The 385-nt window shown below is 69.4% G+C and carries 1 pseudogene; it reads right to left on the reverse strand.

Annotation, left to right across the window (positions count from 1 at the left end):
• Positions 1 to 385, reverse strand: a pseudogene (locus D7Y13_RS44865) (hypothetical protein); the annotation flags it as partial.

Below are 385 nucleotides of genomic sequence, written 5' to 3' on the forward strand. Positions count from 1 at the left end.
GCGTAGAGCTTCCCGCCCAGCAATCGCCAGCGCGCTTCCGCCGCGCCCAGGTAGCGCGCTCCGGGCTGTCCCGCCCCCACCGCGAGACCCTTCAAGGCGACTTCAACGGAGCGGTTAAAGAGCTGCACCGCCACGCGCCCGTCCATGTCGAAGCGGCCCCAGGTGAAGGCCTCCACCCCCAGCGACAGCTTCAGGTGCTTGGAGAGGCCGCCGTAGCGGACCGCGTCCCAGCCCACCTCCGCCTCCCCATAGGCCGAGTACCCATCCGGGAAGGGGGCCTTCGCCAGCGAAACGCCCTCAGGCCCTGCTGCCTTGAATCGAGCCAACTCGTAGTCCGGGCCGAAGTATCCCTGTCGGAAGCCGCCATGCTGCCTGCGCACCTCCC

Origin of the sequence: Corallococcus praedator (assembly GCF_003612125.1) — a bacterium.
Classification (GTDB): Bacteria; Myxococcota; Myxococcia; order Myxococcales; family Myxococcaceae; genus Corallococcus; species Corallococcus praedator.